19 protein-coding genes are annotated in these 15,563 nt (G+C 45.5%); all 19 read right to left on the bottom strand.

The window, feature by feature from the left end; genetic code table 11:
* Positions 1-11: 11 nt before the first annotated feature.
* The 19 genes from ABDB98_RS06135 to terS all read right to left on the bottom strand — a co-directional run bounded on the left by ABDB98_RS06135 (position 12) and on the right by terS (position 15,501).
* Entirely contained in the window at positions 12-776 is a 765-nt protein-coding gene (locus tag ABDB98_RS06135) for a distal tail protein Dit (RefSeq protein ID WP_169509767.1), read from the bottom strand.
* A complete protein-coding gene (locus ABDB98_RS06130; protein ID WP_438421645.1) occupies positions 769-5,586 on the bottom strand; it encodes a hypothetical protein in 4,818 nt (1,605 codons plus the stop codon). Before ABDB98_RS06130 ends, ABDB98_RS06135 begins: the two co-directional genes overlap by 8 nt.
* Before the next feature lie 4 nt (positions 5,587-5,590).
* Positions 5,591-5,899 (bottom strand): hypothetical protein, encoded by a 309-nt coding sequence (locus tag ABDB98_RS06125; RefSeq protein WP_031378546.1) that lies wholly within the window; start codon positions 5,897-5,899, stop codon positions 5,591-5,593.
* Between the two features lie 47 nt (positions 5,900-5,946).
* The gene (locus ABDB98_RS06120; protein ID WP_044802078.1) at positions 5,947-6,453 is read right to left on the bottom strand and encodes a tail assembly chaperone; all 507 of its coding nucleotides are present in this window, start codon (positions 6,451-6,453) and stop codon (positions 5,947-5,949) included.
* Between the two features lie 55 nt (positions 6,454-6,508).
* A complete protein-coding gene (locus ABDB98_RS06115) occupies positions 6,509-6,796 on the bottom strand; it encodes a fibronectin type III domain-containing protein (protein ID WP_438421644.1) in 288 nt (95 codons plus the stop codon).
* Positions 6,765-7,097, bottom strand: a complete 333-nt coding sequence (locus ABDB98_RS06110) for a fibronectin type III domain-containing protein (protein WP_438421643.1) — start codon at positions 7,095-7,097, stop codon at positions 6,765-6,767. The genes ABDB98_RS06115 and ABDB98_RS06110 overlap by 32 nt, the downstream gene beginning before the upstream one ends.
* Positions 7,021-7,536 carry a phage major tail protein, TP901-1 family gene (locus tag ABDB98_RS06105; protein ID WP_438421642.1) on the bottom strand — a complete coding sequence of 172 codons (516 nt, stop codon included), beginning with the start codon at positions 7,534-7,536 and terminating at the stop codon, positions 7,021-7,023. The genes ABDB98_RS06110 and ABDB98_RS06105 overlap by 77 nt, the downstream gene beginning before the upstream one ends.
* Before the next feature lie 13 nt (positions 7,537-7,549).
* A complete protein-coding gene (locus ABDB98_RS06100; protein WP_218791592.1) occupies positions 7,550-7,948 on the bottom strand; it encodes a DUF3168 domain-containing protein in 399 nt (132 codons plus the stop codon).
* Between the two features lie 18 nt (positions 7,949-7,966).
* Positions 7,967-8,383: an HK97-gp10 family putative phage morphogenesis protein gene (locus ABDB98_RS06095; RefSeq protein ID WP_438421641.1), complete on the bottom strand. Its 417-nt coding sequence runs from the start codon at positions 8,381-8,383 to the stop codon at positions 7,967-7,969.
* The gene (locus ABDB98_RS06090) at positions 8,376-8,714 is read right to left on the bottom strand and encodes a phage head closure protein (protein ID WP_150941144.1); all 339 of its coding nucleotides are present in this window, start codon (positions 8,712-8,714) and stop codon (positions 8,376-8,378) included. Before ABDB98_RS06090 ends, ABDB98_RS06095 begins: the two co-directional genes overlap by 8 nt.
* Positions 8,711-9,019, bottom strand: coding sequence for a phage head-tail connector protein (locus ABDB98_RS06085; RefSeq protein ID WP_438421640.1), 309 nt, complete (start codon positions 9,017-9,019; stop codon positions 8,711-8,713). Before ABDB98_RS06085 ends, ABDB98_RS06090 begins: the two co-directional genes overlap by 4 nt.
* Positions 9,020-9,027: 8 nt before the next feature.
* Positions 9,028-9,300, bottom strand: a complete 273-nt coding sequence (locus ABDB98_RS06080) for a hypothetical protein (RefSeq protein ID WP_007408592.1) — start codon at positions 9,298-9,300, stop codon at positions 9,028-9,030.
* A 1-nt stretch (position 9,301) separates the two neighbouring features.
* Positions 9,302-9,637, bottom strand: coding sequence for a hypothetical protein (locus ABDB98_RS06075; protein WP_169509762.1), 336 nt, complete (start codon positions 9,635-9,637; stop codon positions 9,302-9,304).
* A gap of 4 nt (positions 9,638-9,641) precedes the next feature.
* The gene (locus ABDB98_RS06070) at positions 9,642-10,559 is read right to left on the bottom strand and encodes a phage major capsid protein (protein WP_438421639.1); all 918 of its coding nucleotides are present in this window, start codon (positions 10,557-10,559) and stop codon (positions 9,642-9,644) included.
* Positions 10,560-10,574: 15 nt separating this feature from the next.
* A complete protein-coding gene (locus tag ABDB98_RS06065; RefSeq protein ID WP_438421638.1) occupies positions 10,575-11,156 on the bottom strand; it encodes a DUF4355 domain-containing protein in 582 nt (193 codons plus the stop codon).
* 102 nt (positions 11,157-11,258) lie between these two features.
* Entirely contained in the window at positions 11,259-12,185 is a 927-nt protein-coding gene (locus ABDB98_RS06060; RefSeq protein WP_438421637.1) for a phage minor head protein, read from the bottom strand.
* Positions 12,172-13,575, bottom strand: coding sequence for a phage portal protein (locus tag ABDB98_RS06055; RefSeq protein ID WP_438421636.1), 1,404 nt, complete (start codon positions 13,573-13,575; stop codon positions 12,172-12,174). Before ABDB98_RS06055 ends, ABDB98_RS06060 begins: the two co-directional genes overlap by 14 nt.
* Complete coding sequence (locus tag ABDB98_RS06050; protein ID WP_438421635.1) at positions 13,575-14,783, bottom strand: PBSX family phage terminase large subunit; 1,209 nt, start codon at positions 14,781-14,783, stop codon at positions 13,575-13,577. The genes ABDB98_RS06055 and ABDB98_RS06050 overlap by 1 nt, the downstream gene beginning before the upstream one ends.
* A complete protein-coding gene (gene terS / locus ABDB98_RS06045) occupies positions 14,770-15,501 on the bottom strand; it encodes a phage terminase small subunit (RefSeq protein ID WP_438421634.1) in 732 nt (243 codons plus the stop codon). The genes ABDB98_RS06050 and terS overlap by 14 nt, the downstream gene beginning before the upstream one ends.
* Between the last annotated feature and the right edge of the window lie 62 nt (positions 15,502-15,563).

Genomic DNA, 15,563 nt, shown 5'->3' with positions numbered 1-15,563 from the left:
ACCGGACCTCCTTACAAATATGCCTCATTAAATTTGATGCTGCTCTTATGACTGAACTTGATTTTAACTGGCGTCCTGGGCGGCAGCAGAAACCAATCTGATTGAATTTGAAGTGCTGTCATGATTAAATTACCGCTACAAGTGACCTTTCTTTTTGCTGAATCAATTACAAGAGTGTCACCAGCGATAAAATCGTACAGCAGCTTGATCGTTTTCGATACAGACCCATCAGCATTAAGAAGAGCCACCTCATATGAAGTGGCTTTCTCTTCAAAAACGCATTCGATTGTTGGGTCTACGGCTGCATAACCCGGATTAGTGATAGTTTGAATGCCTGAATTGAATTCGAAATCCTTTGCCGGTCCATATTTTTTGGGATCGGGGCAGATAAAAGTCAATGTTGCAGCCTGAAAGCCGCCCTGTTCTTCGCCTTCTGAAATGCTTTCAAAGACAGCATTATAGACTCTGTCAGGCTCATCGTTAAAAATTAACGGCTTAGGCTCTTCAGTATGCAGAATAAAAGTCAGTTCCTCCTGCTTTTTCTTCAGCTCTTCTTCACTACGGAAGGCAAAAAGAACCTCAACGGTTATGACTCTTACAGGAATTCTTGCGTCCCGCAGGAAACCTCCCGGACGATTCCCGATAGTGGCTGTATTCACTTCCCTCCCTGTCACGCCTCGGCCGCCCGTGGACTTTACATAAAAGAAGGGTGATATATCAATGCCGTCAAACGTGATTTTCCATTGGTTAGGCAGCAGTTCCTGATAATTAATCATTGAATCTCACCCTCCTTGCGTTTGACCTTTTTTGTGCGTTTGTGACAGGCTTTTCTACTCCTTGACCGACCTTCTTGCTGTCCATCTCAATAACAATCATCCTGTCAGGCAATTCAAGGTTCCGGATGTCCGCGCTCAATTCTTTTCTAACGGTGCCAAGTTCACCGCTAGAAATGGATGTGTCATATGCAAAATTCATATCCTCTTGCTGAATAGTCATAGCATCACTGACGGCTCCCATAGCTTTTTGAACAGTGCCGATACCATTCTGAATCCCCACAGCGATACCAGCAGGAACCATGATCCCGACCTGATCCCGCATCAATCTGGATGGGGAGTGGATTTTCAATTTTTTCTTAATGGTTTTCTCAATTGTCGAGGCGATGGAATTTGCTTCTTTTGCCAGCTCGCCCTTCATGTTTTGCATTCCAGAAATAATTCCGGCCATTGTATTTGACCCGATGGCTTTTCCGCTTTTCTTGAGAGAACCGAGCTGTTTCACATCCACTGTAAGCTCCCCAATTTTGCGGAGATAGTCATTTTTCAGAAGTGCCAGTTCTTTATTTGCAGCCGATCGTAATTCAACTATTTTCTTGGTTGTCTCGTTCTTCAGTCCGGTTAATTCTTGTTCCGCCTGAGTGCTTGCCAGCTTATGCTTTTCCTGCCACAGCTTGACATACTCATTTAACTCGGAATCTGTCATGCGTGAAATCGCATTAATCTGATCAGCTGACCCGATACCCATTTCTTTCAATTCGTCTGTGAATGCCTTCGGTGCCCGGCTTGCTATTTTTGTAATGTCAGTGTTGAACGTTTTGATCTTGTCCAGCTGCTTTTTAAGATTCGCAGTCAGCTTGGAGCCGTTCACTTTTTCACTTGAGACATCGTCAAATAGGCCGATGGCGTTATAAATCGCGTCAGTTCGGTCTTGCAGCTCTTTTTTATAGGCATCATTGGCCGCCTTAATATCGGCAGTCAGTTTATCATTCACACTTTTGAATTTTGAGAGATACGTATTGTTTGCAGAAAGAATGCCCTTGTTAAGTTTGTCAGCCGCTTTCTTTTCGGCTTCCTTCTGCTTTCTGGCCTTATCAGCCATCGCTTTTTGAGTCTGATAGATTTCCCGTTGAACCTTTATTTGCTGGTCAGAATTCAGCTTGTTCTTCTTCTTGATTTTCTCAAGCGTTTTGATATAGGTATTCCCGCTGATTTTTCCTGTATCGTATTTTGCCTCAGCTTTCTTAATCTGATCTGATACTTTCTTGGTATACGCCAGCTTCGCCTTCGCTTCCTTGCGCTGTTGCTCTTTCAGAAGCTTCTTCTGTTTATCAGAGGCGCTTTTGGATGCCTGATATATCTCACGCTGGATTTTTCGGTTTTGCTCGCTGGTAAGCTGGTTTTGCTTCTGAATCTTCTGCAATGTTTTGATATACGTATCGGCGCCCATTTTCTTGGTGTCATACTTTACTTCAGCATTCTTAATTTTATTGGATACCTTTACCTCTGCCGCCTTCTGAGCCGTTTTCGCTGCTTTTGCCGCGGCCGCTTTTACTTTACCCTGCGATTTATCAATACCAGCCGCCATACCGGTACCGACGTGATAGCCGACCTGGTCACGCATTACCCTTGACGGAGAATGGATTCCCAGAAGCTTTTTCATGCCGCTAGGAATAGCATTTGCCATTGATTTCACTTTGCTCGCTAAAGCCCCCGCCATGCCGCTGATACCATTTATTAAGCCTTGGATGATGTTGCGGCCAATGGACTTGAGGTTGATGCCTTTAAAAAACTTCATGACGCCATTCCAAATGCTTACAATGCGTTCTTTCGTTGCTTGGATACGGTTTACGATTTGCGCTTTCATATAGCTGAACGCTGTAGAAGCTGCGCTTTTAATGCCGTTCCAAATGGACATCACTTTGCTTTTCACTGTATTCCAGAGGCTTATTACTCTGTCTCTCGTCGCTACAATTCTATTGACGATTTGCGCCCGCATGTAGTTGAAGGCTGTTACAGCTGCACTTTTTAAAGCATTCCAGACAGATGTCACTTTGCTTTTTATCGAGTTCCACAAACTGACCATTTTGTCTCTGGTTGCAATAATGCGATTCACAATTTGTGCGCGCATATAGGTAAAAGCAGTCACTGCAGCACTTTTCAGGGCATTCCATATGGACGATACTTTACTCTTAATTGCATTCCAGATGCTGATCATTTTATCTCTCGTCGCAATGATCCTGTTAACGATCTGCGCCCGCATATACGTAAAGGCTGTGACGGCCGCCGATTTAAGACCCGACCAAATTGAGGTAATAGTGTTCTTAATGCCGTTCCATACTGAAGTCGCAGTCTTCTTAATACCATTCCAGACATTAGAGAAGAACGACTTTAGTCCGTTCCATGTTGATGTTGCTATCGTCTTTAGACCTGTCCAGACAGTAGACAACCAACTGGAAATAGCACCCCATACCGCAATTGTAGCCGATTTCACCGTGTCCCAATTCGCGATGATCAAAGCAACCAGACCGATGACAGCCGCCGTAATCCATCCGATAGGCCCCATTGCGATGACCCATGATGCCGCCATACGTGCCGCCTGTGCTGCCGCTTGTGCCGCAAGCACGACGAGTTGCCGGCCGAATAAAACCATTTGCTTACCCCCTGCAACCAACAAAGATATAAAATTGCTGATCTGCGCCGCCGTCCAAGCCGCTGCCATGCGGGTTGCCTGCGCTATGGATTGCGCTGCGAGCACGGTCATTTTGGCAATGAAAAGACCCATCTGCTTAATCCCGTTTGTCAGCATTGTGATAAAAGAGCTGATCTTCATTGCTGTCCATGCGGTTGCTGTACGGGCAGCACTTGCGATTGATTGAGCAGCCATTACAGTCATATTCTTGATCCATAAGCCCATTTGAACAATGCCGCGCTTCAGAGCAGAAACAAACGATGATATTTTCATGGCTGTCCACGATGCCGCCATTTTCACAGCATTAGCTGTTGCGCTTGCTGCCATCGCTGTATACTTCGCAATGAATTGTCCCATAGTTGCTATCGCTGATTTTAATTGGCCGATCAGGCCGGCCAGCTTTATACCCGCAGCTGTGGTTTTGAAGGTTCGTAGATATTCAGCTGCATCTTTAAAATCTTTAAGACCGTTGGTAACAGCGCTGACCGCTACTATCGCCGGAACAATAGCTCTTAAAGCTCCAATTAATGAAATGCCCGCCGCAATGAACTTCCCGATTGCCGGGTTTGCTTCCATCGCCGCATTAGTAAATTTCAAAAACCCGTTTACATTCTCCAAGATTGTTTGACCAAGTGGAGCCATGCCAACAAGCAAGTTGATGATAGTCTTCGCGATCTGCCCCAATGTGCTCCATACTGTAGGGCCATTGGTTTTGATATAGTCAATGAAAGATTGAAATTCTTTTGTTTTCGTAACGCTGCCAGCCCACTCATTGAACCGCTTGGTCAGATCTACGAGTGATGTCATCATGTCTTGAGACATAGGAGCGAATCCAGTAAACAGCTTTGTCAGACCGCCTGAAAAGTTTCTGATGATCTGCAGCAGTTTTGGACCGTTGGTTTTTGTATACTCCACGAAAGCCTGAAATTTCTTCGAAGAACCCAAGTTCGCTGACCATTTCACCCAGGAAGCCGTTGCTTTCTCCATGCCGGCGGCCATACTGTTTCCTAATGGTCCGAACGCAACAATTAAATTCATGACAGTCCGCAAAACATTGCCGGCGATCTTGCCAAACGTCACGAACGCTTGCCCGGCATTTTTGTTCATGAAGCTTATGAAACGTTTCATATCCGGCGCTTTAAACGCATTATCAAGGCTTTTCGAAAGGCTTACTGATCCGGTCGCCACTGATTTGAACATTGGCCGTAATGAGTTCAGCACACCCTTGAACGTTGTCAGCGAGTTCGTGAAGGTTTGCAGAATCGGCTTTTGAACAGTCTTCGCAATATCATGCCAGTTACTTTTGAAATCTTCTAATGTATCCAGCGCTTTTTTCTCTTCTTTTCCAAGAGATTTTTGAAGATTATTGATCTGCTCCATGATTTTAGCGCGCTCTTTTGCGCTCGTTGCATTATCCAACTTCTCCTGCAGCTTCGAAAGATCTTCTGATGCTTTGAATACGTCGCCTATTGAAGTAATGGCAAGGGCGCCGAATGCAGCCGCGCCTGTTCCCGCTGCCGCAAACGCACTGGTTAACCCCATAACTCCGCCGGCTGCCACCCCGAGCATAGGGCCCAATGAGCCGATTGCTCCGGTAATACTGGCCAGCACTGGTGAAACAGCAGGCATAATAGAAGTGAAAGCTCCAGCAATCGAATGGCCTATGACAGTTGAAACAGAGTTAGTGATTTTGGCGAGCCTGTTCATTGACGTTTCAAATCGATCAATTCGGGCTTCGATGTGTATCCAAACACGTTTTGGCAAGGAATTTGTCTCTGTTCTGGCTACTGCTACTGCTCTTGTTAAATTCGAAGTATCACCGTTTATGTTGGTCGTAACTCTATTTCGCAACGAAGCTAATGCTGCCCGGGCTTCTGATACAGCTCTGGTCAGAGGGTCTGAATCGGCATTTAAATCAACCCGCGTGCGTTCATGTCGATGAACAAAGTTATCTATTTGTTGCGATGCCTGCCGTACTCTTGCCTGAAAGCTGGCAATCTCGGCATCAATCTCGACTGTATGATGATCAGCCATCCGGCGCATTATATCGTTGACACGATCCATACTACGATTAAATTTTCGTGTCTGCGCTTCAACTATTGCTGTCAGTCTTTCGATCATTCCCTCACCCCATTCCTTGTCCGAATTTTGCAAAGTGGTTGCGGATTGCATCATTAAACCGCTGAACCCCTTTTGCTCGCTTGCCGAGCTCGTTTACATCTGTCTTACGCCATTTGTCGTTATCGCCAGTGATATTGCGCTCCAATTGACGTCTGGCCTTATTCGCATCAAACATTTTCTTTTCTTTGGGGCGCTTCTCATTCATGGCGTAACGGTGAAACATGGCGTTTCTTGCCATAAGCTCCAATTCATCTATTTCTCGCAACTTGGCCCCTTTGAGCAGAAGCTTGTACTCGTTAGGAGTCCATGACATGATTAAATCCACATCATAAACCCCGAGCCAATGTGCGGAATTCGTAATTATTTGGTCATAGTCGATCCCGTTCTCTCTTTGTACGCCTCTTTCATCATCTTCAGGACTTCTTTGCCGTTCTCTTCGTCCTCCAGCCGCTTCGCTTCCATTTCCGGTGTTTCGTTCGGAGCCGGTTTCTTCCCTTTGTTCATCTTCTCCATCATCTTCCAGCGCTGACGGATCACACCTTTGAAAAAACCCGCTGAGTCCAGTGTTGTGAATGCTTCATTGATCATCTTGTCAATTGCCTCGCCTGTCTCGTCTTCATCAATGATTTTCATGATTGCTTCTTCAATAGCCTCAGTTGAAGGCTTTTCTTTCTTCAAGTAAGCGAGTGCGCAATCCCAAAAAGCAGAAAGATAGGAAGCCTCTTCGTTGAGCAGACTCATGTAGATATTCATTGTGCCGCCTTTGCCCTTTTCGTCCTCTGTGGAGTATTTTTCGTTTGCCAATCTGTCAAAAGCAAAGTCGCAGCGTGATTTGTATTCTTTATCTCCGATAGTTAAGTAAGCCATTTATAAAACCTCCGATTATTTTTGTATGTTAAAAAGAGCCCGGGAAGCCCGGACCCTATGATTCCTTTTCTGTTCGTATCGTAAAATTGGCCGAACGTTCCGATTCCCCGGCCGAGTTCACAGCCGACACGTTAAAAATGTAGGCGGTGTCCGGCTTCAGGTTAGGATTCGACGTATACGAATTCTCTGAGACAGTCGCTATTTTTGCATAAAATCTGTAAATGTTGTAAGATGTCGCCCCTTTCACCGCATCCCATGAAAAACTCACCTGATTTGAAGTGGCGCTTTTCGCAGTTATATTGCGGGGGACGTTAGGGCGTAACTGCTTGTGTTTGCGTAACAATCTCAGTCATTGAGGACTCACCAGCATCGTTCACAGCAGAGACGTTGACCGTCAGTTTCGTGTCGGCCGCAATTCCTGTCAAGGTGTGGGATGTGCCAGTGACAGTTGCGTCCAGCTGCTTGCTCGCTCCCCTGTATACCTTATATGAAGTTGCCCCATCTACCGCATCCCATTTCACGGTCACGCTGTCAGCCGTAGCCGTGAACGATAGATTTTGGGGCGCATTAGGGCGTAGTGCTTTTAGTGCCGAAATCTTCAAAGCCTTTAGCGCCGGCCGATGATTTAATTGTTTCCAGCACATCATCAGGGATCGCGGGCAATTCTCCCTTAAAGGTTTTTCCTAATACCGGTAAGGTGACTGATACTTCGACAAAGCCATCCTGTGGAGAGCCTGATTCTAAACTTTCGATGATCGCATGGCCATAAACGGCAGGGTGTTTGCCATTTGCATTTTTGTTGATATTCGCCTTCCAGACTTTAATTGCTTTTTCGTCGTCAAATGCTTTTTCAATCGCTTCTTGTCCTGGATCGGTAACGGCAGCAAAATACGTCAATTCAAAGCTTTCGTTTTTCGTACCATATCCAACGATCCGACCTGACTTTGTAGACTCGTCTAGTGTATCTTGTTCTTTCGTGTGTGATCCTTCCGTCTGAAAGGCAATAAATAGACCTTCGCCATCTTTTGCATCCATTGGCTGCACAAAGAAAATCTCATCTTTACCGTTTAATAAGTCTGGCATTTCTTTCATCCTCTCAATTGTTTATTGTGAAGCGCATTCTGAGAATGCCGTGACGCGTGTACCCGTCAATATCGGTGATCACCTGCATGCTGCGCATCTCAGAACGGCATAAAGAAAAGCCCTCTATTGTTAGGGGCCTGCTTGTTAACGCTTGAAGCATGAGGCTCAGAATCTCCATCGCTTCCTTTTTTCCGTTATAACCTGACCAGCAGTGTAGAACGACATTGATTTCTTCACCGCTGGATGTCTTGGTTTTAAATGGGGAAACATCATCATCCCCCATTGTTACATAAGGCTTTTCCTGATCTTTCGGGACTGCATCAAAAACGCCTGTGACGCGCCCGTTCAGCTCTTCGTCTGTTGATAACCTCTTAAATAGAGCAGCCTGCAACGGCCACAGGGCAGATCGCATGATGACAGCTCCTTTCTATCACATTTGACTGGCAAAATACCGCATGCCTTCGTCCACCGCTGGATTCCAGAACGGTTGCGCCCGCATTCCCCGGGTGACCACCCATCTATTAAGCTTGGTGTCATAATAAACCCACGGCGTTTGCCGGCCGCCGCCTTCCTCTGCGTAAATCCCTGTTCCGTATTCCACATATACGGCATAATCGGCACCAACAGAAATAACGACCCGTAAGCCGCCCTCTTGGTAGTCGATTTCAATTGAATTTTTCAGGTTCCCCCCGTCTATTGCGGCGGTCGGAGCATTCAGAACAGCATGGCTGTAAATCAGCTCGGCCGTGTCTGTGACCAGTTGCTTAATATCATCTATGACCCGGCTTCTGAACTCGCTTGTGGCTCTTTGCATCTGCCTGACCCATCTACCGCTCACCTCAGCCATTGCCCTTCAGTACCCCCGTTACCTGACATTTCAAATTCATAATCTCATGCATGCCGCCCTGGTCGATCGGATCTGATTTGAGAGTCAGCACCTTGTTTTCGTAGATGATCCGCATTGTCTTCTCAATATCATTGCGATACGGGAAATACACATTGCAATCAACCGGGTTCTGAAGCTGCTGAGCCTGATAATATTCCCGGGACGTAATCCCGCCGACAAAGGCCTCTATTGTGAGATAATCAGTGAATTTTTCAACATAGCCCCCGCCGCCGTCCGGCACCTCTTCCCAACGCTGAAACGTAACGATATGCGGGAATTCTTCATAGATCATATGACTCTCAGCTTTCTGTATGGAGCAAGAAGCTTCGTAATGCTGCTTGGCAGCTCTGTTTCATAAGAATATGAGACATCTCCCATACTTCGGCCTGAAAGGTTGGAAGGAGTCATGTTATGCTCGATCGCTTTCGCGACATACAGCTTTACCCCTGCTGGTAATTTTTCATCTCCATTGACCATGAATGAGTTGTTGCACCAGTCTTTCGCTTGATCTATGAACAGAGGTAGGACCTCGGCCAGATAGGTATCGTGGCTGTCTGTTTTTATGCCAAGCATATTTTTTACGGTTTGAATATCCATAGAATCACCTACACTTCACCGAGAACAATTTTGATCAGTTCCTCTTTAGGCGCTTTGGGATCAAATTCATATTCGTTCTCCTTCAGAAAGGCGACGATTTCATCCTTATTCACCTTTTTCAATTGCTCTTCAGTCATATCAAGAAGGTTTGTACCCGGCAGTTCGTTCGGCTCTTTAGATTGTTTGGCCTCTTCCACTCTCTTAAACCCAATGTGAGAATAAACCACCTCAAAAGCCTTTTCAGTGCATTCAATGGTTTTGGAACCGTTAGATGCTTTCATATCACGCGCCGCCTCCTTCCAGTGCTTTTACCCGATTCTCTAAATCAGATAGTTTGGCTGTCACATCGTCACCGAGTTTAGCTAAAGTAACTGCCTTATCTCCCACATTTTTTGTTTGAACGCTCCCGGTGCCAATATTACGGTTTTGGACAGACCCATCACCGATATTGATGTTTTTCACTTCTCCGTCTCCGATCATTTCCGAAGTGATAGTTTTAGGAGCAGGCGCAGAACCCGATAACCCGGTCACCTTCGCGCCCTCTTTTATTTCGAGCTCGCCGCCGATCACCAATTTGTCGCCGTTATTAGTGTTATAGTTTTTAGATGTGTACCCCATAAGCTTACGCCTCCGTTGCTGGTGTAATAGCAGCAAAAGCATCATCGGTCAGTGTCATGAATCCGACTTGCTGAGTTACACGGAGAGCAACCATATCTCTCTCATACAAGTTGATCGGGTTTCCGTCTGCATCGACAATCGTTGTCAATGTTGCATCCTCTGAGATTTTGTATTCCATTCCTTGAGGGATTCCATAACGTGTGTAATTCCAGTCAGCCGCAAGTAATGCCGCTTTTTCGTAATCCCATGACTTAGAGTCCACATATCCGATCGGAAGGCCAAGAGCTTGCGGTGTGGCACCACCTGTCGCATCGTTGAAGATCGGAAGCCCGTTACCATCCTTAGTACCACGAAGTTTCTGACGGAATCGGCGAGTTGTTGTAAAGCCGTTTACATCTTTGTCAGCCTCTTCGACCAGAGCCGTGACCCCGTTTAACTCATCATATAGATTGCCAAGTGAGTTTAACGCAATAGTGTTACCAGATTCCTTGATTTTTTCAAATACAGATACGCCTTTTCCAAACGGTGAATCTACACCGAATAACGCAGCCTGATCAAATTTGATCGCAAAGGCTTCAGCAATAGCCGGGCGCATTTGTGTGAAGAAATCAGCGATAGTGTAACGTAAAAATTCCTTTGAAACCGGAATGATGACACCCAATTTCTTTGAAATCATTTTTGTTGTTAACCATTGAGCCTTAGAAGTTTGGATTCTCTCGCCTTCTCCAACCCAGTAAGCTCCCGGTCCAGAAGCCAAGTACGTGAATTCCTTCTCCGGCTTATTCATTTCTTCATATTTTGCTAGTTTCGTGACAGCAGATTGCGTCATAAATTCTTTTAAAACTAGCGTTCCTTGTTCAGTCGGAACCTTCCCATTTACTGAGTCTTGCATTAATGCATTGTTCGGATTAAATGTTGGCATTAAAGATAGCCCTCCTTATTTTCTAATACTTGCTTCAGCTGCAAGCGAGCTGATGTCTAAATCTTGATTTGTCGGTTCGTTGCTGCCGGACTGGACATCACGGCCATTCTCTTGAAACTTGGATTCAATAGCCTTTTGAAGTGCAGCATTGTACTTCTCTTCGAATGCTCCGAGGTTCTTCATCGTTGATTCTTCATCCTCACCGATAAAGAATTCCACTACATCTGCCGGCAGTTGCTTTTCAGAAGCATAAGAAACAGCTTTGTTTAAAAGCTTTTCACGTTGTGCCGCTGTCTTTTGATCTTCCAGCTCCTTTTCGAGCTTCCTGATCCGCTTCTGCTCTTCTGTTTCTTCCGGATAAAGCTCTTTTACCTTTGCATCAACCAGAGCATCGAGGTTGTTCGCCTTCCACGTATCAAGGCTTTTCGTAAAATGAGAATCCAACCGAGGCTGAATGAGACGTTTTCCTTCTTCTGTATCTAAAAACCCATTCACCTTGTCAGCAGACACGGCAGAAAGTTCATTCAGATACGACTGTACTTCTTCGTTCTCTTTATTTTCTTCAAGAAATTTTTTCACATCTTCTAATGTTGGCATTACGCTTCTTCCTCCTTTGCCCTCTACAGTGCGCGCCTGTTATGAGTGCATGAAAAATAAGCCTTTTAACGTCATGCTCAGGACAAAATAAAAAGCCGCTGTTTAACGGCTCCCCTTTTCCTCGATAGATTTGTACCAATCTTCATATGTTTGATATGGGATTGTTTGGCCTGCCCCGCTGCCGCCTTCCCTCGCCCTTCTCGTATCCGGTAGGACGCCGTTCACTTTAAACGTGATTGTACAACGGCAGTTTATGTCATCTTTTGCATTATTCATGTGCCCCGGAGCCGGTCCGACGCCGCCGTAAATTGATTTGAAGAGCCCATTGCGTTCTATTGTCTTCCCGTCCAGTTTCCTGTGCCCGGCTCGTGTTTTAAGATCAAGAGTAGCATTCCACATCTTTTTAAGATTGCTCCGTTTTGAGGCCTTTTCAGCGCTTTCCATCCTCGCCGAGACTTGTACCCTATGGGCTTCTGTTCTCGCCACGTCACGGGCTTTCCTGCGGGCAAATTCGGTTGCTCTTTCAATGCGGCGGGCGATCTTTGAATAATCCTCCCCCGCTTGTAGGCCCTGCGCGACAGAAATTTGAATTTGCCGGACATAATCGTCTCGATGCCGCCTGTATATCGCTGACAAAGTCAATTCAGCTATAGGGTTCAGTATGGCCTGTCGGATGACTTCGGCTGTCGGGATGCTAAAACCCAAGTTAACCACGGATTCCATTTCAAATAGATAAGCAGAACGCATATAATTCTCTAAAAACTGCTTGGCCGCTAATGCCTCAACAATAGTCAGAATGGTTTTAAAGGCCTTGTGGGATTCCTCGGCCATCCTCTCCATTTCCTTGTTCAGACGATTGTATTTGTTGGCATCGGCTAAAGTAAGCTGGCCGTCCTTGCTGTATTTCGCATACAGCCGGGCAATTTGTGCATTGATCTCCTTTAAGCGAGATGCAAAAACGACATCAATCTTTTGAGCATCCTCAGTGATCATGTCGTCCAGGTACTTATCAATATCATTCTGGTTCATCTTCATCACTGCCTGCGTCTGTTTCCACATCCGTTAATGGCGGCATGTTGAGCCTGTATTCCTCTTCTTCCTCTTCCATCCTCTTCAGCTCATACTGGACATCATCAACAAACGACAGCAGAGACAGGCGGGTTTCTTCGCTTACCATTCCTTTAAGCTGTCCCGTTGTGTTTGCTTCTTCCAGTACATTTGCCGGAAGGTTTCGCTTAAATCCAAACCAAACTTTTTTATAATCTTCCGCCGCCGCTTGCCTTTTAGTGCCCCATGCGGAAAAAATCAGTTTATATTGATAACGCAGAGCAGCAGTCATCTTCCGTTCCATTGTGATGCATTTGTTTTCAAGCGACATCAATTTATATTTCATCGCAACCCCTGAAACATTCCCGCCAAAAGATTCATCGGAGAAATTGACCGATTTTGCAAAGCGAAGGATATTCTCTTCCAACCTATCAAGATGGTTTTCTATGATGGCATCGTTTATATCCTTTGTCAGATAGCTTACGTCATCTTTTTCGTCATACAATTCAAGGACTCCGGTCTTTTTGAGCTGGTCAAGCGTCTCTTCATCAGCGCCAAGCCCTTTTAAAATCAGGTATGCCAGCCGGTATTGCTCAATCTCATTCGATGCATCGGACAATGTGCGGTCATACGCATCAATTAACGAAAGGACCTTTTCGGCGTCTCCCTTTAGTTCCTTGTTATTGGCTAAACCGAATAAAGGACAGCCGTCAAAAAGATGCAATGTTTTTTTATCAAAAGTGAAGGCTGAGTTGTCTTTCGTACTGAAATAATAGACATATTTCTGATCATAGAATTCTGCTTTGATCTTTCCGCCGTTCACCGTGTAGTATCGCAAAGCGTAAGTAGGTTCATGGATGCTTCCATCAGTAATAAAGGCGCATTCCCATGGATCAATATTTTTTATACGCTCGTTTCCAGAACGATCAACGTAAGCGAGGCGGGCGCCGTAACCGCAAATAGAGGCCATTTTCCCCCACTCGCTGTCTTCATCAGCAATGTTATTTTCCATATTGAAATTTTCGATCAACTGTTTTACAGGTATTGCAGTGCTTGCCGTATTGCTCTCATCAAACTCATATGCAATAGGGTGGCCGAACAAATAGCCCACCTTTGTATCAATGATTTCAGAGTCAAACGAGTTGTTCAGCCTATTGTTTACTTTGTGATCAATACGTTTTAATTTTCCTGTTTCAAAATCCTCGTATTCAATGGCTTCTCTGGATAAGATCGGAACGCCTTGAACTTCAGCCTCGTACCGTTCATAAAGCTTTTTCATTCTGTCATGATCCGGCTTATGCTCCTGAATGATCTTGTCAATCAATTCAGGTGTTATGCCGGACTGCTCAATCATTTCTATAAACTGATTCATCAGCTCACCCCTCTCCGTCTTTTCGGTTTATTATGCGAATACAGAGCGTACCGGAGAGCATCCAGCACATCGTCCCATTCCTTCACAGGATCGCCGGTCTTTTGATTCCAAACATACATGAAAATTTCCTTTTCAAAGCGAGCGACCTTATCTTTCACGATGAACAATTCGTTTCGCTTAAACAGCCGCGCCACTTCTTCAATACCAGATATGACCGCCTTATCAGCGTTCAATGCACGTAGTTTCTCCCTGCGGAATCGCTGAACGTGTTCCGGCCGCGCGGAATCGCAGTAGAAATTAATGTTTCCGTACCGCTCTTTGATGTCCTTCGCTACCTTCACCCAGTAGTCAATCTCTTCGTGCCGCTTGCAATGTTCTTCGAGCAAATAAAAACACCCTTGGTCATCTTGTCCGATTACGACAATAGAACCCGGGTGATCATATCCCCAGTCAACCCCCGCAAAATACTTCTTGAAATTGACGCGCCTGTTTTCAAATTCATCGGAGCCGATATAGTGAATGTCCTTATTGAAATCCTTGTAAATGACCCCTTCAGGCGCCACCCAATAACCGTATATATCCCGATCTGTAAACATGCCGCTCGGCGTCGATGCCACGATGCTCTCCACATATTCTGGATCAAGAAAATTGTTATCGAACAGCGAGAAATGAAATGACCGGATGTTCAGCCGGCCGCTTTTCAACATTTGCCCGTCTTTGTCGATGTAATCGGTTTTGACGGTGTGCATCGGGTTTTCGGGGTTTGTATCCATCATGACCACAGCGCCTTTATAAGAGCACCGGGAGATGACTTCTTTCACAAAAGAGTCATGCAGGGCAGTTGCTTCATTCAGGAATGCGCCGGCTGACGTGAATCCCCGCGCTTTTTTCCATGAATTTGCGTTTGCTCCATCAAAGCAATATACCTGATTACCGAATATCTCAACGGCGCTCGACTTATTGAGTTTCAATTCCTTGCCGAGAATCTGTTCTAAATCATTCAGAACGTTCCGCCTGATAGTTCCCAGATTTGCCCCGCCAATAACAAAATTCAATCCCATGTTTTGATACTTGCTGACATGAGCAAGAAACGCCAAAAGGAGCACGAATGTTTTTCCTGCCCTCTTTGCGCCGCTACAAATTAGAATTTTGGGCTGCTCTTTTATAAAGCTGTCCCACACTTCCTTTTGTTTTTTATTCAGCTCCATCGGCATTCACCATTTTTCTCAACATTGTAGCAATCTCATTTTCTTTGGTGTTTTCGTCGCCGCCGTTAATAGCCTTCTTGGTCTTCTCGATATTCAAGCGCATTTGTTCCAATTTAAGGCGCCGCTCATCTTGCTCATGCGCCAGCTGGTCAAACTGCTTGATCAGACTCCGGAGCTCACCCATTGCCCGAGATTGAGCGTTCAGGAATGTAGCGTGACGATCCCACGCAAATTGAAATTCATACTCTTCCTCTTCAATTTCGCTGACCTCAGATATAAGGGACCTTTTCTTTTTCAGCTCTTTGATCATTTCTTCCTTATCAGAAACGAACATGATACGCTGCGCCCGAATAATAGCTGCGTATTGGATCTGAATCTGATCCCATATCATATCAGCAGGGGAACGCTCCTGAATCTCTTCCATAATGGACAGCGTTTCTTCCGGCAGATACTTTGAGAAGAACCCATGTGATACAGCATTTTGATTTCTTGCCGGAGCCGCCCCGCCGCTATTTCCTAATGCGTTTTTGTTGCCGGGTTGCCCGCCTATTTTTGTGTGCACACTTTTTTCGGTGGGTGCACCCTTTTTCCTTTCCCAACCATGCCGCTGCTTCCACGATTTGATGGTGTTCACTGACACCCCGTATTTTTCGGCAAGGTCCTTGTATTTCATGCCTTTGGCGTAATCCTTATACGCCTGAATGTGCTTTTCAGTCATCTACATTCACCGCCGCCCCCTTCTGATTCGTGTTTGTTTTGGAAAAGATATTCTCTCTAAAC

Source organism: Bacillus siamensis (assembly GCF_051628075.1).
Classification (GTDB): domain Bacteria; phylum Bacillota; class Bacilli; order Bacillales; family Bacillaceae; genus Bacillus; species Bacillus siamensis.
The sequence above is the reverse complement of the archived record's forward strand: the minus strand, read 5'-3'. Positions and strand labels throughout refer to the sequence as shown.

Excerpts from the sequence above, each read along its gene's own strand:
- ABDB98_RS06135 (WP_169509767.1), bottom strand. The coding sequence starts at position 776 with ATGATTAATTATCAGGAACTGCTGCCTAACCAATGGAAAATCACGTTT.
- ABDB98_RS06130 (WP_438421645.1), bottom strand. The coding sequence starts at position 5,586 with ATGATCGAAAGACTGACAGCAATAGTTGAAGCGCAGACACGAAAATTT.
- ABDB98_RS06125 (WP_031378546.1), bottom strand. The coding sequence starts at position 5,899 with ATGTCATGGACTCCTAACGAGTACAAGCTTCTGCTCAAAGGGGCCAAG.
- ABDB98_RS06120 (WP_044802078.1), bottom strand. The coding sequence starts at position 6,453 with ATGGCTTACTTAACTATCGGAGATAAAGAATACAAATCACGCTGCGAC.
- ABDB98_RS06110 (WP_438421643.1), bottom strand. The coding sequence starts at position 7,097 with ATGTGCTGGAAACAATTAAATCATCGGCCGGCGCTAAAGGCTTTGAAG.
- ABDB98_RS06105 (WP_438421642.1), bottom strand. The coding sequence starts at position 7,536 with ATGCCAGACTTATTAAACGGTAAAGATGAGATTTTCTTTGTGCAGCCA.
- ABDB98_RS06100 (WP_218791592.1), bottom strand. The coding sequence starts at position 7,948 with ATGCGATCTGCCCTGTGGCCGTTGCAGGCTGCTCTATTTAAGAGGTTA.
- ABDB98_RS06095 (WP_438421641.1), bottom strand. The coding sequence starts at position 8,383 with ATGGCTGAGGTGAGCGGTAGATGGGTCAGGCAGATGCAAAGAGCCACA.
- ABDB98_RS06090 (WP_150941144.1), bottom strand. The coding sequence starts at position 8,714 with ATGATCTATGAAGAATTCCCGCATATCGTTACGTTTCAGCGTTGGGAA.
- ABDB98_RS06085 (WP_438421640.1), bottom strand. The coding sequence starts at position 9,019 with ATGGATATTCAAACCGTAAAAAATATGCTTGGCATAAAAACAGACAGC.
- ABDB98_RS06080 (WP_007408592.1), bottom strand. The coding sequence starts at position 9,300 with ATGAAAGCATCTAACGGTTCCAAAACCATTGAATGCACTGAAAAGGCT.
- ABDB98_RS06075 (WP_169509762.1), bottom strand. The coding sequence starts at position 9,637 with ATGGGGTACACATCTAAAAACTATAACACTAATAACGGCGACAAATTG.
- ABDB98_RS06070 (WP_438421639.1), bottom strand. The coding sequence starts at position 10,559 with ATGCCAACATTTAATCCGAACAATGCATTAATGCAAGACTCAGTAAAT.
- ABDB98_RS06065 (WP_438421638.1), bottom strand. The coding sequence starts at position 11,156 with ATGCCAACATTAGAAGATGTGAAAAAATTTCTTGAAGAAAATAAAGAG.
- ABDB98_RS06060 (WP_438421637.1), bottom strand. The coding sequence starts at position 12,185 with ATGAACCAGAATGATATTGATAAGTACCTGGACGACATGATCACTGAG.
- ABDB98_RS06055 (WP_438421636.1), bottom strand. The coding sequence starts at position 13,575 with ATGAATCAGTTTATAGAAATGATTGAGCAGTCCGGCATAACACCTGAA.
- ABDB98_RS06050 (WP_438421635.1), bottom strand. The coding sequence starts at position 14,783 with ATGGAGCTGAATAAAAAACAAAAGGAAGTGTGGGACAGCTTTATAAAA.
- terS (WP_438421634.1), bottom strand. The coding sequence starts at position 15,501 with ATGACTGAAAAGCACATTCAGGCGTATAAGGATTACGCCAAAGGCATG.